28 protein-coding genes are annotated in these 26,942 nt (G+C 62.3%); 22 read left to right on the forward strand and 6 right to left on the reverse strand.

Translation table 11 applies throughout. The features are described 5' to 3' along the window. The first annotated feature begins 100 nt into the window (after positions 1-100). From C5P05_RS33235 to C5P05_RS33270, 8 genes are all read left to right on the forward strand, one after another. Complete coding sequence (locus C5P05_RS33235) at positions 101-649, forward strand: Fur family transcriptional regulator (RefSeq protein WP_114974122.1); 549 nt, start codon at positions 101-103, stop codon at positions 647-649. Next, positions 646-1,314: an ABC transporter ATP-binding protein gene (locus C5P05_RS33240; RefSeq protein WP_114974123.1), complete on the forward strand. Its 669-nt coding sequence runs from the start codon at positions 646-648 to the stop codon at positions 1,312-1,314. The genes C5P05_RS33235 and C5P05_RS33240 overlap by 4 nt, the downstream gene beginning before the upstream one ends. A gap of 10 nt (positions 1,315-1,324) precedes the next feature. Further along, on the forward strand, positions 1,325-2,527 hold the full coding sequence (locus tag C5P05_RS33245; protein WP_114974124.1) for an ABC transporter permease: 1,203 nt from the start codon (positions 1,325-1,327) through the stop codon (positions 2,525-2,527). A 14-nt stretch (positions 2,528-2,541) separates the two neighbouring features. Continuing rightward, entirely contained in the window at positions 2,542-2,790 is a 249-nt protein-coding gene (locus C5P05_RS33250; RefSeq protein WP_114974125.1) for a hypothetical protein, read from the forward strand. Between the two features lie 27 nt (positions 2,791-2,817). Continuing rightward, positions 2,818-3,345, forward strand: a complete 528-nt coding sequence (locus tag C5P05_RS33255; RefSeq protein ID WP_114974126.1) for a DUF3299 domain-containing protein — start codon at positions 2,818-2,820, stop codon at positions 3,343-3,345. A 147-nt stretch (positions 3,346-3,492) separates the two neighbouring features. After that, positions 3,493-3,636, forward strand: coding sequence for a DUF3149 domain-containing protein (locus C5P05_RS33260; protein WP_114974127.1), 144 nt, complete (start codon positions 3,493-3,495; stop codon positions 3,634-3,636). Between the two features lie 4 nt (positions 3,637-3,640). After that, positions 3,641-7,048 (forward strand): EAL domain-containing protein, encoded by a 3,408-nt coding sequence (locus tag C5P05_RS34885; protein ID WP_114974128.1) that lies wholly within the window; start codon positions 3,641-3,643, stop codon positions 7,046-7,048. A 6-nt stretch (positions 7,049-7,054) separates the two neighbouring features. Then, entirely contained in the window at positions 7,055-8,002 is a 948-nt protein-coding gene (locus C5P05_RS33270) for an AEC family transporter (RefSeq protein WP_114974129.1), read from the forward strand. 11 nt (positions 8,003-8,013) lie between these two features. On the opposite strand, the gene C5P05_RS33275 is transcribed toward C5P05_RS33270, so the two are convergent. After that, the gene (locus C5P05_RS33275) at positions 8,014-8,670 is read right to left on the reverse strand and encodes a LysE/ArgO family amino acid transporter (protein WP_114974130.1); all 657 of its coding nucleotides are present in this window, start codon (positions 8,668-8,670) and stop codon (positions 8,014-8,016) included. Positions 8,671-8,787: 117 nt separating this feature from the next. Between C5P05_RS33275 and C5P05_RS33280 the strand changes: the two genes are divergently transcribed. Next, entirely contained in the window at positions 8,788-9,699 is a 912-nt protein-coding gene (locus C5P05_RS33280; protein ID WP_114974131.1) for an HTH-type transcriptional regulator ArgP, read from the forward strand. 6 nt (positions 9,700-9,705) lie between these two features. Here C5P05_RS33280 and pdxH read toward each other — a convergent pair whose 3' ends face one another. Further along, positions 9,706-10,356, reverse strand: a complete 651-nt coding sequence (gene pdxH, locus C5P05_RS33285; RefSeq protein WP_114974132.1) for a pyridoxamine 5'-phosphate oxidase — start codon at positions 10,354-10,356, stop codon at positions 9,706-9,708. Between the two features lie 142 nt (positions 10,357-10,498). Here pdxH and edd point away from each other — a divergent pair, with 142 nt between their 5' ends. After that, positions 10,499-12,325, forward strand: a complete 1,827-nt coding sequence (edd, locus tag C5P05_RS33290; protein ID WP_114974133.1) for a phosphogluconate dehydratase — start codon at positions 10,499-10,501, stop codon at positions 12,323-12,325. Positions 12,326-12,356: 31 nt separating this feature from the next. Next, positions 12,357-12,998 (forward strand): bifunctional 4-hydroxy-2-oxoglutarate aldolase/2-dehydro-3-deoxy-phosphogluconate aldolase, encoded by a 642-nt coding sequence (gene eda / locus C5P05_RS33295; protein WP_114974134.1) that lies wholly within the window; start codon positions 12,357-12,359, stop codon positions 12,996-12,998. Positions 12,999-13,065: 67 nt separating this feature from the next. Here the strand turns inward: eda and gloA are convergent, their stop codons facing one another. Then, complete coding sequence (gloA, locus tag C5P05_RS33300) at positions 13,066-13,476, reverse strand: lactoylglutathione lyase (RefSeq protein ID WP_114974135.1); 411 nt, start codon at positions 13,474-13,476, stop codon at positions 13,066-13,068. Continuing rightward, a complete protein-coding gene (locus C5P05_RS33305; protein ID WP_114974136.1) occupies positions 13,473-14,024 on the reverse strand; it encodes a PaaI family thioesterase in 552 nt (183 codons plus the stop codon). Before C5P05_RS33305 ends, gloA begins: the two co-directional genes overlap by 4 nt. A 62-nt stretch (positions 14,025-14,086) precedes the next feature. Between C5P05_RS33305 and C5P05_RS33310 the strand changes: the two genes are divergently transcribed. After that, positions 14,087-14,569 carry a MarR family winged helix-turn-helix transcriptional regulator gene (locus tag C5P05_RS33310; protein ID WP_114974137.1) on the forward strand — a complete coding sequence of 161 codons (483 nt, stop codon included), beginning with the start codon at positions 14,087-14,089 and terminating at the stop codon, positions 14,567-14,569. Then, on the forward strand, positions 14,562-15,821 hold the full coding sequence (locus tag C5P05_RS33315; RefSeq protein WP_114974138.1) for an MFS transporter: 1,260 nt from the start codon (positions 14,562-14,564) through the stop codon (positions 15,819-15,821). The genes C5P05_RS33310 and C5P05_RS33315 overlap by 8 nt, the downstream gene beginning before the upstream one ends. A gap of 174 nt (positions 15,822-15,995) precedes the next feature. On the opposite strand, the gene C5P05_RS33320 is transcribed toward C5P05_RS33315, so the two are convergent. Continuing rightward, positions 15,996-16,538: a phasin family protein gene (locus tag C5P05_RS33320; RefSeq protein ID WP_114974139.1), complete on the reverse strand. Its 543-nt coding sequence runs from the start codon at positions 16,536-16,538 to the stop codon at positions 15,996-15,998. Positions 16,539-16,733: 195 nt separating this feature from the next. On the opposite strand from C5P05_RS33320, the gene C5P05_RS33325 reads away from it, so the two are divergent. Genes C5P05_RS33325 through C5P05_RS33350 form a run of 6 tightly spaced genes read left to right on the forward strand, consistent with a single transcriptional unit; the run spans position 16,734 to position 22,514 of the window. Further along, a complete protein-coding gene (locus tag C5P05_RS33325; RefSeq protein ID WP_114974140.1) occupies positions 16,734-17,684 on the forward strand; it encodes a histone deacetylase in 951 nt (316 codons plus the stop codon). Next, positions 17,681-18,127: an acyl-CoA thioesterase gene (locus C5P05_RS33330; protein ID WP_114974141.1), complete on the forward strand. Its 447-nt coding sequence runs from the start codon at positions 17,681-17,683 to the stop codon at positions 18,125-18,127. The genes C5P05_RS33325 and C5P05_RS33330 overlap by 4 nt, the downstream gene beginning before the upstream one ends. Next, positions 18,124-18,819 (forward strand): nitroreductase, encoded by a 696-nt coding sequence (locus C5P05_RS33335; protein ID WP_114974142.1) that lies wholly within the window; start codon positions 18,124-18,126, stop codon positions 18,817-18,819. The genes C5P05_RS33330 and C5P05_RS33335 overlap by 4 nt, the downstream gene beginning before the upstream one ends. After that, on the forward strand, positions 18,816-20,063 hold the full coding sequence (pncB, locus tag C5P05_RS33340; protein WP_114974143.1) for a nicotinate phosphoribosyltransferase: 1,248 nt from the start codon (positions 18,816-18,818) through the stop codon (positions 20,061-20,063). The genes C5P05_RS33335 and pncB overlap by 4 nt, the downstream gene beginning before the upstream one ends. A 42-nt stretch (positions 20,064-20,105) precedes the next feature. After that, complete coding sequence (locus C5P05_RS33345) at positions 20,106-21,515, forward strand: sodium:proton antiporter (RefSeq protein ID WP_114974144.1); 1,410 nt, start codon at positions 20,106-20,108, stop codon at positions 21,513-21,515. A gap of 12 nt (positions 21,516-21,527) precedes the next feature. Continuing rightward, complete coding sequence (locus C5P05_RS33350; RefSeq protein ID WP_114974145.1) at positions 21,528-22,514, forward strand: 2-hydroxyacid dehydrogenase; 987 nt, start codon at positions 21,528-21,530, stop codon at positions 22,512-22,514. Positions 22,515-22,525: 11 nt separating this feature from the next. On the opposite strand, the gene C5P05_RS33355 is transcribed toward C5P05_RS33350, so the two are convergent. Continuing rightward, positions 22,526-23,599: an AI-2E family transporter gene (locus C5P05_RS33355; RefSeq protein WP_114974146.1), complete on the reverse strand. Its 1,074-nt coding sequence runs from the start codon at positions 23,597-23,599 to the stop codon at positions 22,526-22,528. A 198-nt stretch (positions 23,600-23,797) separates the two neighbouring features. On the opposite strand from C5P05_RS33355, the gene C5P05_RS33360 reads away from it, so the two are divergent. From C5P05_RS33360 to C5P05_RS33370, 3 genes are read left to right on the forward strand one after another with little or no spacing between them, the layout of a single operon-like run. Beyond that, positions 23,798-24,679: a universal stress protein gene (locus C5P05_RS33360; RefSeq protein ID WP_198674941.1), complete on the forward strand. Its 882-nt coding sequence runs from the start codon at positions 23,798-23,800 to the stop codon at positions 24,677-24,679. Continuing rightward, positions 24,676-26,115 (forward strand): NfeD family protein, encoded by a 1,440-nt coding sequence (locus C5P05_RS33365; protein WP_114974148.1) that lies wholly within the window; start codon positions 24,676-24,678, stop codon positions 26,113-26,115. Before C5P05_RS33360 ends, C5P05_RS33365 begins: the two co-directional genes overlap by 4 nt. Before the next feature lie 20 nt (positions 26,116-26,135). Then, the gene (locus tag C5P05_RS33370) at positions 26,136-26,918 is read left to right on the forward strand and encodes a slipin family protein (protein ID WP_114974149.1); all 783 of its coding nucleotides are present in this window, start codon (positions 26,136-26,138) and stop codon (positions 26,916-26,918) included. Positions 26,919-26,942: the final 24 nt, after the last annotated feature.

The raw sequence follows: 26,942 nt of genomic DNA on the forward strand, positions 1-26,942 counted from the left end.
GGCGGATAAGCCCTGGCTTGCGGTAATAATGCAATTCGATTGCGATATATTCTAATGCAACTTGGTTGCGTTATTTTGCATTTTGAGATCAAATATCACCATGGCTTCCCTGATTCCCACCCTCGACCCCCGCGCCGATCCCATTGATGCGCTGCTGTCCGCGCACGGCTTGCGCCGTACCAGCGCGGCGCGCCTGGTGCTGGGCTGGCTGCTGGCGCATCCCGACACCAGCTACACCCATGCCCAGTTGCAGTCGGCCTTGCAGGGTGACAACAGCGCATTGGCCGAAGGCGTAACGCTGGACCGGGTGACCCTGTACCGCCTGATTGACCGGCTCACCCAGGTGGGTTTGCTCTTGTGCCGGGTCGATGCCAACCGGGTACGCCGTTACCAGGCCATGCCGGCCAGCGTGCACGCCATGCCGCACTTCGAATGCCAGAGTTGCCACCGCGACAGCCCCCTGGGTGACGCTCTGCGGGCCAATGCCATTGACCTGGATCGGGCCGCGCAGACCGCGCTGGATGCGCTCAAAGCCTTGGGTTACCAGGGCATGAGCCTGGACTTCGCGGTGCGCGGCGTGTGCGTGGACTGCGCCACGGCAACCGTGGACGTGGAGCCCGGCGCGCCCACGTCAGGGTCCGCAGCGTGATCCGCACCCACCAGCTCAGCTACCAGTACCCCGCCGGTCCCTTGCTGGTTTTTCCCGATGTGGACGTGCCGCAAGGCGCGGTGCTCTTGCTCAGCGGCCCCTCGGGCTGCGGCAAGTCGACCTGGTTGGCGCTGGTGGCCGCCTTGCTGGCGCCCACCGCAGGCACCTTGACGGTCGCTGAGCAAGCGCTGGGTACTCTTAAAAACATAGCTGCTGACGCATGGCGGGCGAGGGCTATCGGGTTTTTACCTCAAAAATTGCACCTGAGCGCGGCGCTCGACGTGCAGCAGAACCTGGCGCTGGCGCAATGGGCCAGCGGCCAGGCTGAAGACCCGGCGCGCATCCACGCCGCCCTGAGTGCGCTGGGCGTGCAGGAGCTGGCCCGACGCCGACCGTCGCAGCTCTCGGGCGGTCAGGCGCAGCGCGTGGCGCTGGCGCGCGCCGTACTGCTGAACCCGCGCGTGATCCTGGCCGACGAGCCCACCGCCAGCCTGGACGACGAAGCCGCATCTGACGCCGTCGGCCTGCTGCTGGACACGGCCCGCACGCACGGCGCCACCTTGGTCATCGCCACCCACGACGCCCGCGTGGCGGCACTGATTCCGCCGGGTAATAATGGTCAAATTGGCTTCCAGCCCTTGCAGCTCCAGCGCAACCAGCTATGAAAAAAGAAGCATGAAGACCCTTTTTCTGGCCTGGCGCTACCTCTGGTCACGCCCGCTCGGCGCGGCGCTGAACCTGCTCCTGCTGAGCCTGGGGCTGGCCTCCATCACTTTTTTGCTGCTGGTCGGGCACCAGCTGAACCAGGCCTTCGAGCGCGATCTGGCGGGTGTTGACCTTGTGGTCGGCGCCAAGGGCAGCCCGATGCAGCTGATTTTGTCGGGTGTGTTCCACATCGACGTGCCGCCGGGCAATGTGCCGCTCAAGGCGGTGCGGGAGCTGGAGAAGAACCCGCTGGTGGCCAGTCTCATCCCGATCAGCCTGGGTGACAACTTCCGCGGTTTTCGCATCGTCGGCACCTCGCACGACTACCTCACGCACTACCAGGCCACGCTGGCGCAAGGTCGTTCATGGGACGCGCCGATGCAGGTGGTGCTGGGCGCGACCGTCGCGCGCAAATTGGGGCTGGCTGTGGGCAATAGCTTTGTCGGCTCGCACGGCCTGGGCGCTGGCGGCCATACCCATGGCGACAACCCCTATACCGTGACCGGCATTCTGGCGAGCGGCGGCAGTGTGCTGGACCGGCTGATCCTGACCGACACCGCTTCGGTCTGGAAGGTGCACGAGGACTACACCGCCGTGGACGCGGACGACCGCCAGGTTCTGGAAGAAGAGCGCGAAGTCACCCTGGCGCTAATCCGCTACAAGACCCCGATGGCGGCGCTGAGCTTGCCGCGCTATGTCAACACCAGCACTGAAATGCAGGCCGCCGCCCCGGCGCTGGAGATCACCCGGCTCTTGAGCATGCTGGGCATAGGCACCGACGTGCTGCGGGCCTTCGCCGGCGTGTTGCTGCTGACCGCCGGCCTGAGCGTGTTCATCGCCCTGTGGAGCGCGGTGCGCGAGCGTCGGGCCGATCTGGCGCTGTTGCGCATGCTGGGCGCGCCGCCCTCCAAAGTCGCGGCCCTGCTGCTGACGGAAGCGCTGTGGCTGGGCGCGCTGGCCGCCGTGCTGGGCGTGGCGGGCGGCCAGGCGCTGGCGGCGCTGATCGGCTGGATGCTGCAGCTGGACAACTCCTTGCTCATCGGTGGCCTGGTCTGGCCGCCTGAATTGCTGGTGGTGCCCTGTCTGGCCCTGGGCGTGTCGCTGGCGGCGGCTGTTCTGCCGGCGCTGGGCGCCTATCGTGTGAGTGTGTTTGAACTTCTTCAATCCCGGTAAATCAAGGTAAATTTATGAAAAAACTGCTTCTGGCCCTCGTATCCATTGCGCTGACAGCTACGGTTTGCATAGCAGCTGAAACCCACGGTGACAAGGAAACGAAGGAAGACATCGCGCGTCACCGCGCCATCGCAGCGGCCCACGAAGGCGTCGCCAAATGCCTGGAATCCGGCAAGCAGGAAGACGTGTGCAACAAGGAGCTGCAAATGGCTTGCAAGGGTCTGGCGATTGGCAAATTTTGCGGAATGAAGCACGCGCACTAAGATAGAAAGATTGTTGGGGGATATGCCATGAAACTTTTTTCCATTACGTCGGCGGTAGGTGTTTTGTCGCTGAGCGCTTGTCTCCTGCCCTTGGGCGCGCTGGCCCAGTTGAGTCCACCGATTGCGGGTGGTGTGCCCAGCGGCAGCGGCGCCGGCGTGCATAGCCCCAACAGCCCGTTTGCCCCTTTGCCGGAGCGGGCGGATGTCTTGCCCTGGTCCATGCTGACGGACGTCAAGACCAAGGCGGTCAAGAACCGCCTGCTGCCCGCGTTCCCGGCGCAAGTGCAGGCATTGAATGACAAAACCCAGCGCATTCAGGGCTTCATGATGCCGTTGGACCCGGGCGAGAAGCAAAAGCACTTTCTGCTCAGTGCCGTGCCGCTGACCTGCTCGTTCTGCACACCGGGCGGCCCGGAGAGCATGGTCGAAGTCAAGACCAAAACCCCCGTCAAGTACTCGATGGAACCGGTCACCGTGGAAGGCAAGTTTGCGGTTTTGAACGACGACTCCTACGGTCTGTACTACCGCATCACCGACGCGGTCAGCGTGAAATAGCGACTTGGTGGCGCTTGCCATCAAATTGATAACCTTATCTTTAAGGTGGTTGATCCACGTCAGGCCTGTGTCCGGCCCGGCAGGCGATAGTTGCGTCAAGGGCCGCTGGCATGCGGTCCTGTTCACAACTTAATAAGGATTGCCACCATGAAAGCACTCTCCGATCTCTTTTCCACCGACTACGGCCTGATGAGTGTCGCCGGCATCGCGTTCATGATTTGCATGGGTATCTGGTTCGTTGCTTTTTTCAAACGCAAAATGAAAGAGGACGCGAAGGCCGCCGGCCTTTGATCGTTTGCCGTTTTTTCGTCAACCTCGCGGGGCCGCCTCCCGCGCTGGCCCGCATCTCCTGATCTGGCTGTTTGCCACCCTTTTGCTCACGGCAGGGTGGCTGCTGACGTTCAGGACGATTGCGGACGACCGAAGCCGGACCATTGCTGGCGCAGAAAGTGACCTCGTCAATCTGGGGCGACTCAGCCAGGAGCATGCCGAGCGGACCTTCTTCAGCGCCGACCAGACACTGCGCATGGTCTTGGGTCAATACCATGAGCACGGGGGCCAAATTGACCTGAAGGGCATGACCGAACAAGGCGTTTTCGATCCCCGTATTCTTCTGCAGGTGGGCGTGATCGATGCGCAAGGCCTGCTGGCGCAGAGCAATCTTCCGTTCAGCGGTCGCGTTGATCTGTCGGATCGCGAGCATTTCAAAGCGCATGTGGCGCCCGGCAGTAACGCGCTGTTCATCTCCCGTCCGGTGCTCGGACGGGCTTCAGGCAAGTGGTCTATTCAGCTGTCGCGTCGCATCACCCGGAAAAACGGTGAATTTGGCGGCGTCGTCGTGGCCTCGCTGGACCCGGCTTACTTCACCCATTTCTTCGCCGAACTCTCGCTCGGCCACGAGGGTGTATCTGCCCTGTATGGCTTGAGTGGCTCGCTGCTCGCCAGGAAGACGCCGAGCGTGGAAACTTTCGAGGGCAATGCAGCCTCCAGCCCGGTATTTTTGCGTGCCGCACAGGGCGAAGAAAACGGCACGCTCACCTCTCGCTCGGTTGTGGACGGGATTGAGCGCACTTATCACTTCAGAAAGCTGCCGTCCTACCCGCTGCTCGTTGTGACCGGGATGGCCAGTGCCGACGTGTTCGCCGAGCACGAGCAGGCCAAGGCCTACCTTTTGTGGCAGGCCGGCATCGCCAGTGTCCTGCTGCTCGCGCTCGGCCTCATGTCCTCCCGCTACGTGGTGGCCCGCCAGCGCCATTCGGCCGCGCAGCAAGGCGCCTTGCTGCAATTGCAGACCATCACCAGCCGCGCGCCGGGGCTTCTGTATGAGTATTTGCTGCGCCCGGATGGCAGTTCCTGCTTTCCTTTTGCCAGTGAAGGTCTACGCGAGATCTACGGCCTCAGTCCGCAAGAAGTGGCCGCGGACGCCGCGCCAATCCTGGCCCTGATCCACCCGGACGATGCGCCAGGCGTTGCTGCCTCGGTCGAAGCCTCGGCCCAGTCGTTGGAGCCTTGGGTGCATGAGTACCGCGTGCGTGCTGCGGATGGCACCGTGCGCTGGTTGGCCGGCAATGCCATGCCGCAGAAACAGGCCGATGGCTCGGTGCTGTGGCATGGCTTCGTCTTTGATACCACGCGGCGCAATCAACACAAGGCGGCGCTGATGGCCGAGCAAGCGCGGCTGCAGGCCACGCTCAGCGCCATACCGGACTTGCTGTTTGAACTCGGGCTGGACGGGCGAATTTACGCCTACCATTCGCCTCGCGCCGACTTGCTGGCCGCGCCGCCGGAAGATTTCCTCGGCAGAAAGGTCTCGGACATCCTGCCGCCCGACGCTGCCGCAGTCGGGATGGCGGCCTTGCAGGAGGCGAACGAGTACGGCCACTCAAGCGGCACGCAGTACGCACTGGATCTGCCGCAGGGGAAAATGTGGTTCGAGCTGTCGGTCGCCCGCAAAGCCAGGCAGGACGATGAAGAACTCCGTTTCATTGTCCTGGCGCGCGACATCACCGAGCGCAAACTCGCTGACGCCCAACTGCGCATCGCGGCTACCGCCTTCGAGTCGGAGGAGGGCATGTTCATCACCGACCCCAGCGGCCTCATCCTGCGCGTCAACCAGGCTTTTTCCAGAATTACCGGTTTTTCCGCCAGTGAGGCCATTGGAAAAAAACCGAGTCTGCTCAGCTCGGGGTGCCACGACGCAGCGTTCTATGCCGCCATGCGGGAGTCCATCGAGCAAAGTGGATCGTGGCAGGGCGAGATCTGGAACCGGCGCAGGAATGGCGAAGTGTTTCCCGAGTGGCTGACCATCACCGCCGTCAGGGATGAGCAGCAAACGGTGACGCACTATGTCTCCACGCTGGCCGACATCACCAAACGCAAGGCCGCCGAAGCTGAAATCCAACAGATGGCTTATTACGATTCGCTCACGGGCTTGCCCAATCGGCGATTGTTTACCGACCGGCTCCAGCAGGCGCTGGCCAAGGGCGCGCGCCGTCACCGCAACGGCGCTTTGCTTTTCATTGACCTGGATAATTTCAAGAACCTCAACGACACCTATGGGCATGACCAGGGCGACATGCTCTTGCGCCAGGTGGCGGAACGGCTGAACTATTGCGTGCGTGACGGTGACACGGTGGCGCGCTTTGGCGGTGATGAGTTCGTGGTCATGCTGCAGGATTTGAGCGACAACCCAACCGAGGCCGCCACGCAGGCCCGGGCCGTGGGCCAGAAGATGCTCGATACCCTGGGCCAGCCCTACCAGTTTGGCCATTTCACCTACCACAGCAGCGCCAGTGTGGGCGTGGCCTTGTTCAACGAAAACCATGACGCGGTCGACGAGCTGCTCAAGCGTGCCGATCTGGCCCTGTACCAGGCCAAGGATGCGGGGCGCAACACCCTGCGCTTTTTCGATCTCGAATCGCAGACCGCCCTGACGGCGCGCGCCGAGCTGGAGGCCGACCTGCGTCACAGCCTGCAGGAGCGCGAGTTCCTGCTTTACTACCAGCCGCAGGTGAACGAGCGGGGTCGCCTGACCGGCGTGGAGGCGCTGCTGCGCTGGTCGCATCCCCGGCGCGGTATGGTGCCGCCGGCGCACTTCATCCCCCTGGCCGAGGACACCGGGCTGATCCTGCCCCTGGGTCAATGGGTGCTGGAAACGGCCTGCCGCCAGTTACAGCAATGGGCTGTTCAGCCGCATACCGCGCACCTGACCTTGTCGGTCAACGTCAGCGCGCTGCAGTTTCACCGCGAGACCTTTGTGGACGACGTGCTGGCGGTGATCGAGTGCACGGGCGCCCCGGCGTCGCGGCTCAAACTGGAGCTGACCGAAAGCCTGCTGATCAAGGACATGGAAGGCATCATCAGCAAGATGCTGACGCTCAAGGCGCGGGGCGTGGGTTTCTCGCTGGATGATTTTGGCACCGGTTACTCGTCACTGAGTTATCTCAAGCGCTTGCCACTGGACCAGCTCAAGATCGACCGTTCCTTCCTGCTCGGGGCCTTGACCAACCCCAAGGACGCGGCACTGGTCCGGGCGACCGTGACCCTGGGACAAAGCCTGGGCATGATGGTGATTGCCGAGGGCGTCGAGACCCCGGCGCAGCGCGATTTCCTGGAACGCGAGGGCTGCTGCAACTTTCAGGGTTATTATTTTGGCCACCCGGGCCCGGTCGAGGCACTGGAGACATTTTTCAACCCAGAATAAGCCCGCGTGAATAATCCTGTTTTGTCGTCCCTGCTGCCGGTGGTCTTGTTGGTAGCTATTGGTTTTATAGCTGGTCGCGCAGGGTGGATAAGGGCTGAAGCCACAAAAGACCTGTCAAACCTGACGTTCATGGTGCTCACGCCGGCCTTGCTGTTTCGCACCATGAGCACGGTGCACGTCGAGCAGCTCAACTTCAAGCCGGTGGCCATGTATTTCGTGGCGGCCGCGCTGCTGTTTGCTGTGATGCTGGTCTGGCAGGGCTTCACGCGCCGGGCTGCCGTGCTGGCGCTGGCCGCCACCTTCAGCAATACCGTGGCAATCGGCGTTCCCCTGGTCGGGCTGGCGTATGGCGAGGCCGGGCTGGTGACGCTGTTCACCCTGATCTCGGTACACGCGCTGGTGCTGCTGACGCTGGCCACGGTGGTGCTGGAGCTGGCGGTGGCGCGCGAGGAAGCGGCGACGGGCACCCGTGGCGGGCGCCACATGATGCTGACGGTGCTGGGTGCGGTGCGCAACGGCATTGTTCACCCGGTGCCGCTGCCCATCATCGCGGGTCTGCTGTTTGCTCAGACGGGCTTCACGTTGCCTATGGTGGTGGACCGGCCGCTGCAACTGCTGGGCAATGCCTTTGGCCCGCTGGCTCTGGTGCTGGTCGGGGTGACGCTGACCCAGGTACGGGTGGGCGCGCATCTCAGGGGCGCGCTGGGTTTGACACTGGTGAAAAACCTGGCTTTTCCGGCGCTGGTGGCCGCACTCAGCTGGTCGCTGGGCCTGAGCGGGCTGCCGCTCACGGTAATGATTGTGGCGGCCTCTTTGCCGATTGGCGCCAATGTGTTTATGTTTTCCCAGCGTTACGAAGTGGCTGAGGACCTGGTGACAGCCAGCGTGGCCGTGTCCACCGGGCTGGGTCTGGTGACCATCTCGCTGGTGATGGCGCTGGTGAACCGGTTGTGAGGGCGCTTCATTCAAAGCCCGAGCAAACCCAGGCCCAGCACCAGGGCGGTGCCCCACATCATCAAGGCCACCAGTCCGTCCAGCGCACGCCACACGCCGGGTTGACGCAGGCGTGTGCCCAGGCACAACATGCCAAGACCCAGACCGCCAAACCAGATCACCGAGCCGGTGGCCGCGCCCAGGCCAAACACCGCGTTGCCTGGCTGGCCCCAGGCCAGTGAGGCGGTGCCGAGCAAGACGGCGGTGTCGAGCCAGACATGCGGGTTGAGCCACGAAAAAGCCAGCGCGGCCAGGGCAGCCTGGCGGCGCGTCATGACTGTGTCATCGCTCGCGTGAGTCTGAGGCAGGCTGGTGGCTGCGCCGGTGCGAAAGCGCGCAAACGCCTGGGCGCCATAGACCAGCAGGAACAGGATGCCGCCGCCCACCAGCGCGTTCTTGATCGTGTCGGACAAACCGCCCAACTGCGCCAGGCCCAGCACGCTCAAACCAATGAGCAGCATGTCCGACAGCAGGCACAGGCCAATCGTCAGCCACACATGCTGGCCGCGCAAACCCATGCGCAGCACATGGGCGTTTTGCGGCCCCAGGGCCATGATGAGCGAGAGGCTGAGCAGCAAACCGGCGTTGAACGCCGGGGCGAGGGTGAAGGCTTGGGAGAGAGTCAGCATGGTGGGTCGGCGCCAGGGGGTGGGAAAAACTTCAGTGTGCTGCAAGCGCCTCATTTGTTAAACAAAACTAAATTAAACTGACTAAGGGTAAAAAATTCTTGATTGAAGAGGGTCGACATGCTGGATGCGAAACAACTGGAGGCCTTGGCGGCGGTGCTGGAGCACGGTGGCTTTGGCCCGGCCGCGCAGGCCCTGAACTTGACGCTGGCGGCCGTCTCGCTGCGTCTCAAGAGCCTGGAGTCCGCGCTGGGTCAGCGTTTGCTGGTGCGCGGCAAAACGGTGCGCGCCACGCCGGCGGGGCAGGCCTTGCTGGCCCACGTCAAGCAACTGCGCCTGATGGAGGCCGACCTGGTTGGCGGGCTGGGCGCCAAGCTGCCGGGCGCCGCCAGCGCGTGGCAATCCTTGTGTGTGGCCGTCAACGCCGATTCCCTGGCCAGCTGGTTTTTACCTGGCGTGGCGGCGGCGCTGGCCCGCTACCGGCTGCTGCTGGACGTGGTGATCGACGACCAGAACCACACCCATGATTCGCTCAAAAATGGCGATGTGGTGGGCTGTGTCAGCACGCAGGCGCAGGCTATGCGCGGCTGTCTGGCCGAACTGTTGGGTGTGATGCGCTACCGCTGCATGGCGACCGCGGCCCTGGTGCAAAAGTGCCATACCAAGAGCGGGGCTGTGTCGGTGCACCGTCTGCTGGCCACGCCGGCGGTCATCTTCAACCGCAAGGATGGTTTGCAGGATCTCTTTTTGGCCCAGAATTTTCAGTTGACGGCACCGCAGTACCCGCGGCATTTCGTGCCCGCCGTGGATGCGTTTGAGAGCGCGCTGGCGCACGGTTTCGGCTGGGGCATGGTGCCGGAGCTGCACCTGGCGGAGCTATCGGCGCACCCGGGGCGGGCGGCGCTGGTGGAGGTGCTGCCCGGCAGTGCGGTGGATGTGGCGCTGTACTGGCACCACTGGGAGCGCGAGCCCGCGTCCGCACAACGCCTGACCCAAGCCGTCAAGCTGGCGGCACGCAAGGTCCTGCTTTGAGGTGGCTCAGGGCGCCAGGCGTTCGCGGAGCCACACTGGCGAGGTGCTGCTGGCCGGATTCAAGGTGTAGCGCAGCCGGTCATGCAGGCGGCTTTTGCGGCCCTGCCAGAACTGCCAGTTGTCGGGTATGAGCCGGTAACCGCCCCAGTGCGGCGGACGCGGCGGGCGCAGCAGAAACTGCGCGCCAAACTTGGCGGCGTTGGCCACCAGCACGCCACGCCCCGAGATGACCTGGCTTTGCGGCGAGGCCCAGGCGCCGATGCGTGAATCGAGTGGCCGGCTGTGAAAATACTCGTCACTCTCCTGCGCGCTGACCCGCTCGACCAGCCCTTCGATGCGCACCACGCGCTCCAGCTCAACCCAGTGGAACTGCAGGGCCGCAAACGGGTTGCCCGCCAGCTCCTGGCCCTTGCGGCTCTCATAATTGGTGAACCAAGTGATGCCGCGCGCGTCATAACCCTTGATCAGCACCACGCGCGTGCTGGGGCGCAGGTTGCTCGCCACCGTGGCCAAGGTCATGGCATTGGGTTCGGGCACTTCGGCGGCCATGGCTTCTTGCAGCCATTGCTCAAACTGCTGGAGCGGGTCGGCATGCGAGGCGTCTTCATTGAGCTCGGCACGTTCGTAACTTTTTCGGAGGTCGGCAATGGAAGTCATGCGGGAAGTATAGGCAGATACAGGGCGAAACCGTGTTTGGTAACCATCTTGTAACGGCCGGATTGCCCCTTTGGTCGTGTTACCGGTTACCATCCTGTTTGTAATTTTGTTACCAACTTTTCGTGAAAAGGTGAAACACACCATGAAACTGAATTCCACTGTTGAATCCGTCACCGCGCGCATTCGCGAGCGCAGCCAGCCCTCACGCAGCGCCTACCTGGAGCGCCTGACGCAGACCGCGCAACGCAAACCCGGTGCCGAACGGCTGGGTTGCGCGAACGTGGCGCACGCCTTTGCCGCGCTCCCGATCAATGACAAATTCCGCGTCGTGGCCGAGCGCGCGCTCAATATCGGCATCGTGAACGCTTACAACGACATCCTGTCGGCCCATGCACCGATGCAGCATTACCCTGAAATCATCAAGGTGGAAGCCCGCAAACTGGGTGCAACAGCCCAGGTGGCCGGTGGCGTGCCGGCCATGTGCGACGGCGTGACCCAAGGCACGCCAGGCATGGAACTCAGCCTGTTCTCGCGCGACGTCATCGCCATGGCCACCGCTGTCTCCTTGAGCCACGACGTGTTTGATGCCGCGCTGATGATCGGGGTGTGCGACAAGATCGTGCCCGGCCTGCTGATCGGTGCGCTGCATTTTGGCCACCTGCCGACCGTGTTTGTGCCGGCCGGCCCGATGACCTCGGGCCTGTCGAACAATGAAAAATCGAAGGTGCGCGAGAAAGCCGCCCAAGGTCTGGTCGGGCGCCCTGAATTGCTGGAGGCCGAATCCAAGGCCTACCACGGCTCAGGCACCTGCACCTTCTATGGCACCGCCAACAGCAACCAGATGCTGCTTGAAGCCATGGGCCTGCATGTGCCGGGCACTGCCTTCGTCAACCCGGGCAACGCGATCCGCGACGAGCTGACGCGTGAAGCCGTGCGCACCGTGCTCGACATCACCAAGGCACGTCGCTTTGCGCCGATTGGCGAAGTGGTGGACGAGCGCTGCATCGTCAACGCGATGGTGGCCTTGCTGGCCACCGGCGGCTCCACCAACCACCTGATTCACTGGGTGGCCGTGGCCCGCGCGGCCGGCATCGTGATTGACTGGGATGATTTCTCGGAGCTATCGGAAGTGGTGCCCTTGTTGACGCGGGTCTACCCCAACGGCAGCGCGGACGTGAACCAGTTCCAGGCCGCCGGCGGACCCGGTTTCGTGATTCGTGAGTTGCTGGACGCGGGGCTGATGCACGCCGATGTGCTGACGGTGCGCGCCGGCGGTCTGCGCGAATACACCGGCATCCCCGCCGGCACACCGGACGGACAAGGTGCGCTGCATTGGGTGGATGCCGGTGCCAGCAAAGACGACAGCGTGGTGCGGCCGGCCAGTGCGCCGTTCAGCCCGCACGGCGGCCTCATGTTGCTCAAAGGCAATCTGGGGCGCAGTGTGATCAAGGTCTCGGCTGTGCCGGACGATCGTCATGTGGTGGAAGCCCCATGCCGGGTGTTTGATTCGCAGGAAGCCTTGCATGTGGCCTTCGGCGCCGGCGAGCTGGACCGCGATGTGGTGTGCGTGGTGCGCTGGCAAGGTCCGCACGCCAACGGCATGCCCGAGTTGCACAAACTCACGCCGCCGCTGGCCGTGTTGCAGGGCAAGGGTTTCAAGGTCGCGCTGGTCACCGATGGTCGCATGAGCGGTGCCTCGGGCAAAGTGCCGGCCGCCATTCACGTCTCGCCCGAAGCGGCCGCCGGCGGTTCGCTGGCCAAGGTGCGCGACGGCGATGTGATCCGCATGGACGCTGTGGCGGGCACGCTGGAGGTGCTGATTTCTGCCGACGCGTGGGCCGCACGCGCGCTGGACGAAATGCCCGAAGCCTTGCGGCACGCCAATGGCATCGGCATGGGGCGTGAGCTTTTTGCCGGCATGCGGCGCAATGCCCTGAGCGCCGAGCACGGTGCTTGCACCTGGTTTTGAATTCACATCCCCTATCCCTCTGGAGACTTCAATGAGCAAAATTCCTCGCTATTCGGCCCTGCAAGTGATACAGGACGCCCCGGTGATTCCGGTCATCGTGTTGAATGACGTCGCCCATGCCGTGCCGATGGCACGCGCCCTGGTGGCCGGCGGCATCCGCATGCTGGAAGTGACACTGCGCACGCCGCAGGCCCTGGCCTGCATCGAGGCGATTGCCAAGGAAGTCCCCGAGGCCATTGTTGGCGCCGGCACGGTGCGCACCAAGGCCGACGCGCAAGCGGCCGCCATGGCGGGCGCTCTGTTTGCGGTCAGCCCGGGCTACACCTCGGCGGTCGGTCAAGCCTGCCGCGATCTGGGCTTGGCCTTGTTGCCCGGCGTGGCGACGGGCAGTGAAATCATGATGGCGCAGGAGGATGGGTTCACCGAACTGAAGTTTTTCCCCGCCATGCAAGCCGGTGGCCCGGCCATGCTCAAGGCCTGGGGCGGCCCGTTTTTCGACGTGAAGTTCTGCCCCACCGGTGGCGTGACCTTGCAAAACGCCACCGAGTTCCTGGCGCTGCCCAATGTGGTGTGCGTCGGCGGTTCCTGGCTGGTACCGGCAGTCACCCTGGCGCAGGGCGATTGGGCGCGCATCACGCAGCTCGCGCGTGATACCCAAGATTTAAAGAAATAAGGCCTCTAGCCCCCGTCCTATATGCGCAGGTAGCTATTAAATGCGTAGCGTATTGATTTTCTGACCGTTAGCGCAGGCCGACCCCGGAATCCGATTCGACCCGCTGGATCAGTTCAATCTTGTAGCCATCCGGGTCCGTGACAAAGGCAATCACGGTGCTACCGCCCTTGACCGGCCCGGCTTCGCGCGTGACATTGCCGCCCGCTGCTTTAATTTTGTCGCAGGCCGCATACGCATCGGGCACACCGAGCGCCAAGTGGCCAAAGGCGGTGCCCGGCTCGTACGACTCCACGCCCCAGTTGTAGGTCAGTTCAATCTCGGCCTGTTCCGGGTTGCCCTCAAAACCGACGAAGGCGAGCGAGTACTTGTACTCCGGGTTTTCCGAGGTGCGCAGCAGTTTCATGCCCAGCACCTGGGTGTAAAAATCGATCGAGCGTTGAAGGTTGCCAACGCGCAGCATGGTGTGAAGGAATCTCATTGCGTGGATTGTGGCGCAAGTTCAAACACCAGGCAGGTGGTGGTGGCATGGGCGTAGAGCGTGCCGTCCGGGCCAATCAACCGGGCTTCCGCCGTCGCCAGTTGCCGGCCGCAGTGGATGACTTTGCCTTCGGCGCGCACCCGTGCGACCTTGGGCGTTAGGGCGCGCACGATGTTCACGCTTAGCTCTGCCGTGGTGTAGCCCTGGCCCGGCGCCATGCGGGTGTGGACCGCGCAGCCCAGGGCTGAATCGAGCAGGGTGGCGAACCAGCCGCCATGGACCGTGCCCATCGGGTTCAGGTGCGCCACCCCCGGCGTGCCTTGAAATATGGCGTGGCCATGGCCGGCTTCCATAATCGTGAAGTCCAGCGTTTGCGCAATCGGCGGGTAGGGCAATTCGCCCCGCAGCATCGCCTGCATCAATTCCAGCCCGGTCTTGCCGACGAGCTGCTCGGGGCGGGCGACGCCCGGTCCGGCGCCCGCGTCCATCACGGCACGGATGGCTTGTTCCTGGGCGAGCCAGGCGTCGAGGTGATTGGTTTTGCTCATGGTAGGTTCTCCAGTTTAACAAAATATTTGCATATACAACAATTGTAGCTACAATATTATCCATGGACACCAACCTGATTTCCCCGCCGGCAGTTTCTGATGCGAAGTTGCAGGGCTGTACCAATCTCAAGCTGCGCCAGTTGACGCGGCGCATCACGCAGCATTACGACACCGAGCTGGCGCAGGCCGGGCTCAAGACGACCCAGTATTCGCTCCTGTCGCATGTGCTCAAACTGGGCCCCATCCGGCCTGGCGATCTGGCGTTGGCCATGAAGATGGATGCCTCCACGCTGACGCGCAATCTCAAACCCCTGCTTGCCGCTGGTTGGGTCCAGCTGGCAGAGGGCGTGGATGGGCGCAGCCGCCTGGTCACCATCACCGACACCGGCCGCGAGAAACGCCAGGAGGCCCAGCGGCACTGGAAGGCGGCGCAGTCCAGCCTCAACCGCCTGCTGGGCATGCAGCGTGTGCAGGCACTGCATACCCTGATTGATGAATCGCTGGATATTTTGACCGGCACCACCAAGGAAGAGACGCATGAATAAATCGCACACGTCCAAAAATCGCCCGGTGGCCGTCTGGCTGGTATTGCTGGCCGCCGCTGGCACCTTTGCCCTGACCATGGGCGTGCGCCAGACCATGGGCCTGTTCCTGTCGGCGCTCAATACCTCGACGGCCCTGGGCATCGGCAGCATCAGCCTGGCTTTTGCGTTCGGCCAGCTCTGGTGGGGGCTGACCCAACCCTTTGCCGGTGCGGTGGCCGATCGCATCGGCACCGGGCGCGTGATCAGTCTGGGTGTGCTGCTGATCGCCATTGGCACCTTCATCACGCCGCTCATGACGAGCACGGCCGGCCTGATTTTCGCGATCGGCGTGCTGGCCGCCGGTGGTGCCGGCATGGCCGGCCCCTCGGTACTGATGGCGGCCAGCACGCGCCTGGTGCCGCCTGAAAAGCGCGGACTCGCCACCGGCATCGTCAATGCGGGCGGCTCCTTCGGCCAGTTCGCCATGGCGCCGATTGCGATTGGCCTCACCGCCGCCGTCGGCTGGGCCAGCGCCATGCAGTGGCTCGGCGTGCTCGTCATGCTGGCGCTGCCGGCGGTGTGGGTGCTCAAGGGCAATTCCAAGGCCTTGGCGGCGCAGGCCGCGGCGGTCTCCGGTACGAAGGCCCTCAGCGCCCGCCAGGCCATCGGCCAGGCGCTCGCCACACCGAGCTTTCGCTACCTGAGCCTGGGTTTTCTGGTGTGCGGATTTCACGTTGCTTTCCTGGCGACGCATCTGCCGGGCGTGATCGCCGCGTGCGGCTTGCCACCCGAAATCGGCGGCTGGGCGCTGGCCATGATCGGCTTGTTCAACATCGTCGGCAGCCTGGCGATGGGCTGGGCGGTGGGGCGCTGGCGCATGAAATCGCTGCTGGCCCTGCTGTATGCGACGCGCGGCTTGGCGGTGCTGGTCTTTCTGCTGGCACCAAAAACACCGGCCGTGATGCTGGTTTTTGCCGCCGTCATGGGTGTGACCTTTCTCTCGACCGTGCCGCCGACCGCCGGACTGGTGGCCAAAATGTTCGGCACGGCCAATATGGCCATGCTGTTCGGCATCGTGATGCTGTCGCACCAGATAGGTGGTTTTTTCGGAGCTTTCCTCGGCGGCTATGTGTTTCAGGCCACCGGCAGCTACGACTGGGTCTGGTACATCGACATCGTGCTGGCCGCCGGTGCCGCGCTGGTGAACCTGCCCATCCGCGAAGCAAAATTCGTCGCGCACAAAAAAAGGGCTGATCTTGCGACCAGCCCTTAAGGGATCCCTGAACCTGAAGGTTTCGAAAGGACCCGAGGAGACAACCTGTAGAGAAACTACTTGTTCTCAAAAATCCTGCTTAAGTGAAGTATCTCAGGGTTTTCCCTGTTTTTGTAGAGATGAGGCTCAAAAAAAGCGAATTTTCTCTACGTTACATCACGTCAGCGTTGTAAATCAGCGTTTTTTCGTGCTTGTCTTGACGGCGTCCACTGTAGACGCGGTCACCGAATTGAAATTGGACTCAGCAGCTTCAGTCGCTTGCTTGACCGCCTTCTGCACCGATTCCAGCGCATTGTTGGCGGCAGCGACGCTGCTCTTCAGCACGGCGACAGCGGACTCGGAACCGGCAGGTGCATTCTTGGTGGCTGTTTCAACCAAACCCAGGAATTGTTTCTGCGCATCAGCCGCCTGGCTTTCAAATGTCTTGTTCAATTCGGCAGTGGAACCCGTCGCGATGTCATACAGGTGACGGCTGTAAGCAGCGGTCTTTTCAGCCAAAGGCTGGAGCATGGCCGATTGCAGGGCGATCAGTTCTTGTGCGTCTTTGACGTTCAGCATGGCCTTGGCATGCTCGGTGGACTCAGCCAGAGCGGCTTTGGAAGCGGTCAGGTTGAGTTCAACGATCTTCTCAACACCTTCGAAGGCTTTGGAGGTCAGACCCAGCAGGGTCTCAACACTTGCTTTTTGCGAAGCCATGACTTGTTCGACGGTCAACATATAAGTATCTCCAGTGAGAATGAGAAAAAATAATATCTGCTCCGTACCCCAGTCTTGGACTGGTTTATGTTGCAGTGCAGCATGGTTTGAATTATAGGGATATCACGAACCCCTGCAAGTGATTTTTGCTGCAATGCAACATATTAGGCAGCAGATTCTAGAAAACGGGTCTTAGGGGCCCGACACAATGTCGTTATGAAGGCCTATTACTCGGACCAATATGTGTTGCCCCTGCCGTCGGGGCATCGCTTCCCCATGGCCAAGTACCGCATGCTGCGGGAACAGCTGGCGCTGGCCTTTCCAGCGCTGCAGTTGATGGAGGCGCCCTGCGCCAGCGACGGGCAACTGGCGCTGGCGCACAGCCCGGCCTATGTGGCGTCGATTGTGGGCGGTACCTTGGATGCGGCGGCTCAACGTGAGATCGGTTTCCCCTGGAGTCACGCCATGGTGGAGCGCGCGCGGCGTTCCGTCGGAGCGACCGTCGCGGCGGTGCGTAGCGCCTTGCAAGAGGGCATTGCTGCGAACCTGGCAGGTGGTACGCACCATGCCTACGCCGACAAAGGCAGTGGATTTTGTGTGTTTAATGATGTGGCCGTTGCCGCCCGACTGATGCAGGCGGAGTGGGGTCGCACTGCGGGACGGCCTGCCGGTGTTCGCCGAGCTCACCTGCAGGTGGCGGTGATTGATCTGGATGTTCACCAGGGCAATGGCTCGGCATGTATCTTCCAGCATGACGACAGCGTGTTCACCCTGTCATTGCATGGCGACAAGAACTTTCCATTTCGCAAGGAATGCAGCGATCTGGATGTGGCGCTGGCCGATGGGTGTGGCGATGCTGACTACGCTGTGGCGCTTGAACAGGCGCTGGATGAACTGGGCCATCGTTTTAATCCCGGGCTGGTGATTTATCTGGCCGGTGCGGACCCTTTTGAGGGGGACCGTCTCGGGCGCCTCAAGCTCAGCATCGACGGCCTGGAGGCGCGTGACCGGCGTGTGTTTGACTGGTGTTTTACCCGGCGTATCCCGCTGGCTTTCGTCATGGCCGGGGGCTATGGCGCCAAAATTGAAGAAACTGTGCAGATCCAGCTCAACACCTACCGCGTTGCGCTTGACTATTGGCAGCGCTGGCAGAATCAGTCCTCATGAGCGAACCCCAATCAGACAAACCCCAACCGGAACCGCGCAGTGCCTACAAGGTGTTTCGCAGCATCACCACGCGCTGGATGGACAACGACGCCTACGGTCACGTGAATAACGTGGTCTATTACAGCTGGTTCGACACCGCCGTGAATGCCCATCTGATAGAGCATGGCGCACTCGACATTCACCAGGGCGAGACGATCGGTCTGGTGATTGAGACCCAGTGCAACTATTTTTCTCCTTTGGCTTTTCCGCAAACCGTTGAGGCTGGCATTCGCGTGGCCCGGCTGGGCTCCAGCAGCGTGCGCTACGAAGTGGGCCTGTTTGCCCAAGGCGCGTTGCTCACTGCGGCCAAGGGCCACTTCATCCATGTCTACGTTGACAAACACAGCCGCCGCCCGGTGCCTCTGCCTTTAAATCTGAAAACTGTTCTGGAGACTCTTGCATGACCCAAACCATCGTGGATGCTGCGATCACCTCGCGTATGTCGACCCGCGCCTTTACCCAACAGCCCGTTTCGCGCCAGACCATTACCGAACTGCTGCAGGTGGCCAGCCGGGCGCCATCGGGCACCAACACCCAACCCTGGAAGGTGTATGTGCTGCAGGGCGCCAGTCGCGCGGTGCTGGTGGACAAAGTGTGCGCCACCCACAACGCCATCCGTGCCAATCCGGCGCTGGCGGCCGACTACCGCGAGGAATACGACTATTACCCCGAAAAATGGGTCAGCCCCTACATCGACCGCCGCCGCGAGAATGGCTGGGGCCTGTACGGCCTGCTGGGCATTGAAAAAAGCGACAAGGACAAGATGCACTTGCAGCACCAGCGCAACTACCGGTTTTTTGACGCGCCGGTGGGCCTGATGTTCACCATGGACCGCGTCATGGGGCGGGGTTCACTGATGGACTATGGCATGTTCATGCAAAACATCATGGTGGCGGCGCGCGGCCGTGGCCTGCACACCTGCCCCCAGGCGGCGTGGAATGGCTTTGCCAAAATCATCCTGCCGCACATCGGTGCGGGTGCGGATGAGATGCTGGTTTGCGGCATGGCGCTGGGCTACGCAGATGAGACTGATGTGGTGAATACGTTTCGTACCCCCCGGGTGCCGGTGGAAGAGTTCACGCACTGGTTGTCATGATCATCACCAGCCTGCTCGACACCGACCTTTACAAGTTCACCATGATGCAGGTGGTGCTGCACCAGTTTCCGGGTGCCCAGGTTGAATACAAGTTCAAGTGCCGCAATTCTGGCATTGACTCGCTCACAGGGCAGGCCACGCGCAATCTGGCGGTGTACGTGGATGAAATTCGCGATGAAATCCGTTCGCTGTGCAGACTGCATTTCCAGGATGCCGAGCTGGCCTATTTGCAGTCGCTACGTTTCATCAAGAGCGACTTCGTAGACTTTCTGGGGCTGTTCAAACTCAATGAAAAATACATCACGGTGACCGCGCTGCCTTCGGGTGAGATCGACATCACCATCCGGGGCCCCTGGCTGCATACCATCCTGTTCGAGATTCCGGTGCTGGCCATCGTCAACGAGGTGTACTTCCGCAACACGCAAAAACTGCCGGATCTGCTGGAGGGCCGCCAGCGCCTGGACATCAAGATTGGCCAACTGCGCTCAGAGGGCTTGAGCGATTTGAAGATTGCGGATTACGGCACGCGTCGCCGCTTTTCCAAGGCCTGGCACGAAGAAGTTTTGCGGGTCTTGGCAGCCCGATTGGGCACCGGCCAGAGCCCCGGCCATGTCTCTGGCGTGCCGGGCCAGTTGGCGGGGACCAGCAACGTGCTGTTTGCCATGCAACTGGGCCTCACGCCGCTGGGGACCATGGCGCATGAGTACCTGCAAGCCTGCCAGGCGCTGGGGCCGCGCCTGCGCGACAGCCAGATTTACGCCTTCGAGTCCTGGGCCAAGGAATACCGGGGTGATCTGGGCATTGCCCTGAGCGATGTCTACGGTATGAATGCCTTTTTGCGCGATTTTGACCTGCTTTTCTGCAAGCTGTTTGATGGTGCCCGTCATGACAGTGGCGACCCCTTTCAGTGGGGTGAGCGCATGCTGGATCACTACAGCCGCAACCGGGTGGACCCGCGCACCAAAACCCTGATTTTCAGCGACGCGCTCACCGTGCCGCGCACCATTGAGCTGTACCAGCAGTTTCGTGGACGCTGCCAGCTGGCCTTTGGCATCGGCACCAACCTGACCAACGACCTGGGCGACGCGCCGGACCATGTGCCGCTGCAAATCGTTATCAAAATGGTGCGCTGCAACGGCCAGCCCGTGGCCAAGCTTAGCGATACGCCCTCCAAGAACATGTGCGACGATGAAAAATACCTGGCCTACTTGCGTCAGGTCTTTGACATTACCCAGCCTGCCTGACCGGGTATGCTCTGCCGGCATCAGAACCGGAGACAAAAAAATATGAAATTACTTAACTGGCTTGCCGCGGCAGGCCTTTTTGCTCTGCCAGGGCTGGCTCAGGCCGCAGAGTTTGATGGCAGCCAGCTCTCGCCACTGTGGGGTGTGCCATTTGCTGGCGTTCTGCTGTCGATTGCGGTGATGCCCTTGTTCGCGCCGATCTTCTGGCATCACCACTTTGGCAAAGTGACCGCAGCCTGGTCGCTGGCCTTCTTGCTGCCATTTGCCTTGGTGTATGGCGTCGATGCGGCCGCGACTAATTTTGCACACGCGCTGGTGGCGGAATACATCCCCTTCATTCTGTTGCTCACAGCCTTGTTTGCTGTGGCAGGCGGGGTTTACATCCGGGGCAATTTGCGTGGCGGTCCCGGGCTCAATACGACGATTCTGGCTATTGGCGCGGTACTGGCCAGTTTCATGGGGACCACGGGTGCGTCGATGTTGATGATTCGCCCCTTGATTCGTGCCAACGACCACCGCGTTCACAAGGCGCATGTCGTGGTGTTCTTCATCTTTATCGTCTCCAACGCGGGCGGCTCGCTGACGCCGTTGGGCGATCCACCGCTGTTTCTTGGCTTCCTCAAGGGCGTCGATTTTTTCTGGACGGTTCGCCATATTTTCCCGGAAACGCTTTTTCTGGTAGGTGCGCTGCTGGCGATTTTCTATCTCATGGACTCGTGGTATTACCACCGGCGCGGGGAGCTATTGCTGGTGGACCCCACCCCCGACAGCAAGCGTATCGGTTTTGATGGGGTGGCCAACTTCTGGTTGCTCGGTCTGATCGCGGCCTTGGTGCTGCTCAGCGGTTTCTGGAAATCAGCCGTGGTCTTCAATCTGTTTGGTATCGAAGTCGGTTTGCCCGGCTTGGTGCGTGATGCTGGCCTGATTGCCGTGACGGCTGTCTCGCTCATGATTACGCCCGCTCGAGTCCACGAGGACAACCAATTTTCCTGGGGACCGATGCAAGAAGTGGCCAAACTGTTCGCCGGTGTCTTTCTGACCATTATTCCCGTGATTGCCATGCTGAAGGCGGGTGTGAACGGGCCATTCAGCGCCATTGTGGCCGCGGTCACGCGACCCGACGGCACGCCCGACCCAGCCATGTATTTCTGGGCTGCCGGTGCCTTGAGCTCCTTCCTGGACAACGCGCCCACTTACCTGGTTTTCTTTAATACGGCGGGTGGTGATCCGCAAGTGCTGATGAATGCGCTGGCGCCCACATTGGCCGCGATTTCAGCCGGCGCCGTGTTCATGGGCGCCAACACTTACATCGGCAATGCGCCGAACCTCATGGTCAAGGCCATCGCCGAAGACCGGGGTGTCCAGATGCCCGGTTTCTTCGGCTATATGGCGTGGTCAGGTGCTGTCCTGATTCCGCTGTTCATCGTCATGACCTTCATCTGGTTTCGCTAGAGGCTATTAACTATGAGCAAATCCAACATCCTGATCGCACGGGCCGTTTTTCCCGAAGTCATTGCCAAATTGGCGCAGCACTTTGATGTGGATTCCAATCAGACCGATCAAGTCTGGACCCCCGCGCAGCTGATTGCCAAATTGCAGGGCAAGCAGGGCGTCTTCACCACCGGCAGCGAGCGCATTGACGGCGCGTTGCTGGCCGCATGCCCGGCCCTGAAAGTCTGTGCCAACATGGCGGTGGGTTACAACAACTTCGACCTCGAGGCCATGACCGCCGCCGGGGTGCTCGCCACCAACGCGCCGGATGTATTGACCGAGACCACCGCCGATTTTGGCTTTGCCTTGCTGATGGCCACCGCTCGTCGCATGGCGGAAGCCGAGCATTTTTTGCGGGCAGGGCAGTGGAGCAAATGGAGCTACGACATGTTCGCCGGCTCCGATATTCACGGCAGCACGCTCGGCATTCTGGGCATGGGCCGTATCGGCCAGGGCATTGCCCGGCGCGGCGCCCTTGGCTTTGGCATGAAGGTGATTTATCACAACCGGTCGCGCCTGGACGCGGCGACCGAGGCCGAATGCCAGGCCCGTTATGTGAGCAAGGAAGAGCTGCTCGGATCAGCCGACCATCTGGTGCTGGTGCTGCCGTACTCTGCGTCTTCCCACCACGCCATCGGCGCGGCTGAGCTGGCGCAGATGAAACCCAGCGCGACGCTGATCAACATCGCGCGCGGCGGCATTGTGGATGACGCGGCGCTGGCGCTTGCCCTGCGCAACAAGACCATTGCCGCCGCCGGGCTCGACGTGTTCGAAGGGGAGCCCAAAGTGCACCCGGATTTGCTGGGCGTGCCCAACGTGGTGCTGACGCCGCACATCGCCAGTGCCACGTTGCCTACGCGGCTGGCCATGGCCAATCTGGCAGCGGATAACCTGATCGGGTTTTTGACGCAGGGCAAGCCCCTCACGCCGCTGAATCCCGAGGTGCTGCCGAAGCCATAGCGCCATGTGCGTCAATCGGGCGTTCGCCTGGGCCCATGTGCGTTGTCGTCAGCCCATTCGCGCCACAGCGCCAGCAGAACAGCCAGAATCACCGGCCCGACGAACAGACCGATGAGGCCGAAGGCCGCCAGCCCGCCCAGGACGCCGAACAACACCAGCAGGAAGGGAATTTTTGCCACGCCGCTGATGACCAGCGGTCGCACCAGGTTGTCGATCCAGCTCACCGCCAGCGCGCCCCACAACAGCAGTCCGACCCCTGCGCTCACCTGACCTTTTAACAGCAGCCACACGCCGATAGAACCCCAGACCACAGGCGCGCCGAAGGGGATGAGTGCCACCACGGCAGTCGCGGCACCCCAGAAGACCGGTGCCCGCACACCGGCGACCCAATAGCCCAGGCCTGCCAGCAAGCCTTGCGCAAGGGCCGCCAGCAACAGGCCGTAAACCACGGCGCGCGTGGTGTCGCCCACTGCCTCGAAATAGGCCTGTACCCGGTTCCCGAGCAGGCCGTGCATGATGCCGCGCAATTGTTCGAGCAGACGGTCGCCTTCGCGAAACAGGAAGAAGGATGTCAGCAAGGCAATGGCCAGGCGCAGCGCATTCAAGCCAAAATCGCCGACCAGGCGCATGGCGCGACCGCCCCATTGCTCGGCCAGGTCTGACAGTGGGGCGCCCCAAGTCGCGCGGTCGCCGCTGAGCGCCGTGAGTTGCTCCTGCAGCCAGGGCCCCAGCCACGCAATGCGCAGGATAGCCTCCGGCAGGCGTATGCCGCCTTTTACTAGCGCAGCGGCCTCGCGAATGCCCGCCATGCCTTCGCTGCGCAACAAAAATCCCAGCCAGAAGAGCGACAAACCAAGGATCAGCGTCAGGAATACGGTCATGGCCAATGCGGCCCAGGTCCGGCGACCGTGCAACCAGGTCAGCACACGCAGGTGCAGTGGCCAAGATACATAGCTCAGGATGGCCGCCCATGCGATGGCCGCCAGAAAGGGTTGCATCACCACAAAGCCCGCCAGCAGCAGGCCACCGAGCAAGCCCGTGAGCACAGTGCGGCGCAACCAGAGCGGTGTCTGCTGTTCGTACATGGCGGGTCCTGATGACGTTTCACAGCAAGTGTGCTCTTTTTTTGATGGCTTGCCGCAGCGGACAGACGCATTGGCGTGCGGCGAATCAGCGGAGTTGATGATGATCAAAGACCCCGTCCGGGAATGGTGGAGCATAAGCACAGGCACCTTCAATTCGTGGTGCCGCAGCGGCTTCGAACGCACGAGGAGAACGCGATCATGACGATCATTCACAGCATTGCGGTGGCTACCGATTTTTCACCCGGTTCGAATGCAGCGGTCGAGCGCGCGGTGCAACTGGCGGTGGCGCATGGCGCCTCGCTGCGTCTGTTGCATGCGTTCGATGTAAGCCTCGGGCACAGTGTGAAGGGTATCTTTGACCCGCAGCGCCTGACCCGAAATGCGCCGCCGGACGTCCTGATGCGCCAGCACCTGAGCGATCTGGCGGCAGCACTGGCCAAGCAAACCGGGCTGCGCGTCGAAGCCGGGTTCTCCGTTGGCAAGGCGGACAGTGGCATCAAGGCCTATGCCGGCGCCCACGAGGTCGCGTTGGTGGTTATGGGTTCGCGTGCCGAGCCGGCCGCGACGGGACTGGGTAGTACCGCGTCGAAGGTGGTTCGCTCACTCGCGTGCCCGGTCCTGATTGTGCGTTCGGGCGGCGCCCGGTCTTACGAAAAAGTACTTCTGGCGGTTGACATGCACGAGGGCTCGGCGCGCGTGGCAACGGTCGCCCTCAGCTTGTTTCCGGCGGCACAGCATCACTTGCTCTATGCCGTGGACCCCGCACTGGAACGCGTCCTGGGGACGAGTGCCGTCGAGAAGGATCAGATGCGGGTGCCGCATGAATCGATGCACGCGCTGGCCGTGCGACAGCTTGAGCAGATGGCGCGAGAGTTGACGACCCGGTTTCAACATCAGGTCGCTGCCGAAGTGCTTGAAGATGTGCCGTCGCGGGCCATTGTTGAGCGTGCCGCGACCTTGCACGCTGATTGCGTGGCGGTGGGCCACCACGGGCACGGTGCCGGCCCAGAACGCCTGCTGGGCAGCATGGTCCAACATGTGCTGCACCATACATTGCGGGATGTTCTGGTGGTTCCATGAAGTTTGTGCTGGCGCTGGCGATCCTGGCCGTCACGGTGCTCGTGGCGGCGCAGGAACGCTCGGCAGGGTCTGACGTGCCATTGCTGCGCGTGAGCGGCCCGATCGGCCCCGCCACTGCCGACTATATTGCGCGCGGCCTGAAAAGGGCAGCGCAGGACCGCAAGCCTCTGCTGGTTCTGCAAATTGACACGCCCGGCGGGTTGGACAGTTCGACGCGCCAGATCGTCAAGGACATCCTCGCCTCACCCGTGCCGGTGGCGGCCTGGGTGGCGCCCGGCGGCGCGCGGGCCGCCAGTGCGGGCGCCTACATCGTCTATGCCAGCCATGTTGCCGCCATGGCGCCTGGAACCAACCTCGGTGCCGCCACGCCGGTGCAAATGGGTGGCTTGCCTGGAACGCCAGCGCCAGGTGCACCCGACAAACCGGTTCCGTCCAGTGCGCCGGACAGCAAGGCCAGTGAACCCAAAGACCCGACCGAAGCTGTGCGTCCGGGGGCGGATGCCATGACGCGCAAAATCGTCAACGATTCGGCCGCCTACCTGCGCTCGCTGGCCCAGATGCGCGGACGCAATGTAGATTGGGCTGACCGGGCCGTGCGCGATGGCGTCAGCCTGTCCGCACAGGAGGCGCAGTCTCAGCGGGTGATTGATTTCATCGCCGCTGACCTGGCAGCGCTGCTGCAGCAAGCACACGGGCGCTCGGTGCAAATGAGTGATGGCGTGCGGCATACCGTGGACAGTCGGGGCCGAAGCGCGGTGATCATTGAGCCTGACTGGCGTACCCGGCTGCTTGGCATCATCACCGACCCGACGGTGGCGTACCTGCTGTTGCTGCTCGGAATTTACGGTCTCTATTTCGAGCTGACGACGCCCGGTTTCGGGGTGCCGGGTGTGGCGGGTTCGATCGCGTTGCTGCTGGGCATGTTTGCGCTGCAGATGTTGCCGGTGAGCTATGCGGGCGTCGCGCTGATCGTGCTGGGTTTTGCCATGTTGGTGGCCGAGGCTTTGTTGCCCAGCTTTGGGGCTTTGGGCATCGGCGGCACCATCGCCTTTGTCATTGGTTCAGTGATGCTGATCGATACAGACATGCCGGGCTTCGGTATTCCGCGCGGCTTGATCGCCACCGTGGCCGTGGTCAACGTGCTGTTCGTGCTGGTGGTGTTCCGGCTCGCGCTCAAAGCCCGAACGCGGCCGGTGGTCAGCGGTTCGGAGGAATTGCCGGGTGCTACCGGCGAAGTTCTTGAGGTCACCACCCATGCCACCTGGATGCGTCTGCGTGGCGAACGCTGGCGTGTGCTCTCGGACGTGCCGTTGCATCGCGGTCAGCGTGTCCGCGTGATCGGGCGCAAGGGGCTGGTGCTGCAGGTGGAGCCGATTGAAGCGGTGCCCACGGGTGGGGCCGCGGCAGGCCGGTCGTCAGGGGTTTCAGGCCCATAACCTCGAACAAGGAGAAACCTATGTACTGGGAAATCGGTTACGGCTTCATTCCGATTGTGTTGATCATGCTGGTGGCTGCGTCAGTACGCATCTTGCGCGAGTACGAGCGCGGCGTGGTGTTCCAGCTGGGGCGCTTCTGGAAAGTCAAAGGCCCGGGTTTGATCATCCTGATTCCCGGTATCCAGCAGATGGTGCGCGTGGATCTGCGCACCGTGGTGATGGATGTGCCGCCGCAGGATGTCATCACGCGCGACAACGTCTCGGTCAAGGTCAACGCCGTGGTCTACGCCCGCGTGGTGGACCCGCAACTCGCCATCATCCAGGTCGAAAATTACATGTTGGCCACCTCGCAACTGGCGCAGACGACCTTGCGTGCCATTCTTGGCAAGCACGAACTTGATCAGTTGCTCGCTGAGCGCGACAAAATCAACCAGGCACTGCAGCAGGTGCTTGATGTGCAGACTGACGCCTGGGGTGTCAAGGTCTCGAAGGTGGAGATCAAGAACGTCGATTTGAACGAAAGCATGGTGCGCGCCATTGCCAAGCAAGCCGAAGCCGAACGCGAGCGGCGCGCCAAAATTATCCACGCCGAGGGCGAGTTGCAGGCGTCCGCCAAGCTGCTGGAGGCGGCGCAAACATTGGCACAGGCCCCGCAGGCGATGCAATTGCGCTACCTGCAGACGCTCACGGCAATTGCCGGGGAAAAGAGCTCCACCATCGTTTTCCCGATGCCCATCGACCTGATCGCCTCGGTGCTGGATCGCTTGTCGATTCGGCCTGGGCCAGCCATCACACCAGAGTGAGCCGTCCATAGGCCCCCCCCATCA

The sequence above is a fragment of the Rhodoferax ferrireducens genome, from assembly GCF_003347515.1.
Taxonomy (GTDB): Bacteria; Pseudomonadota; Gammaproteobacteria; order Burkholderiales; family Burkholderiaceae_C; genus Rhodoferax.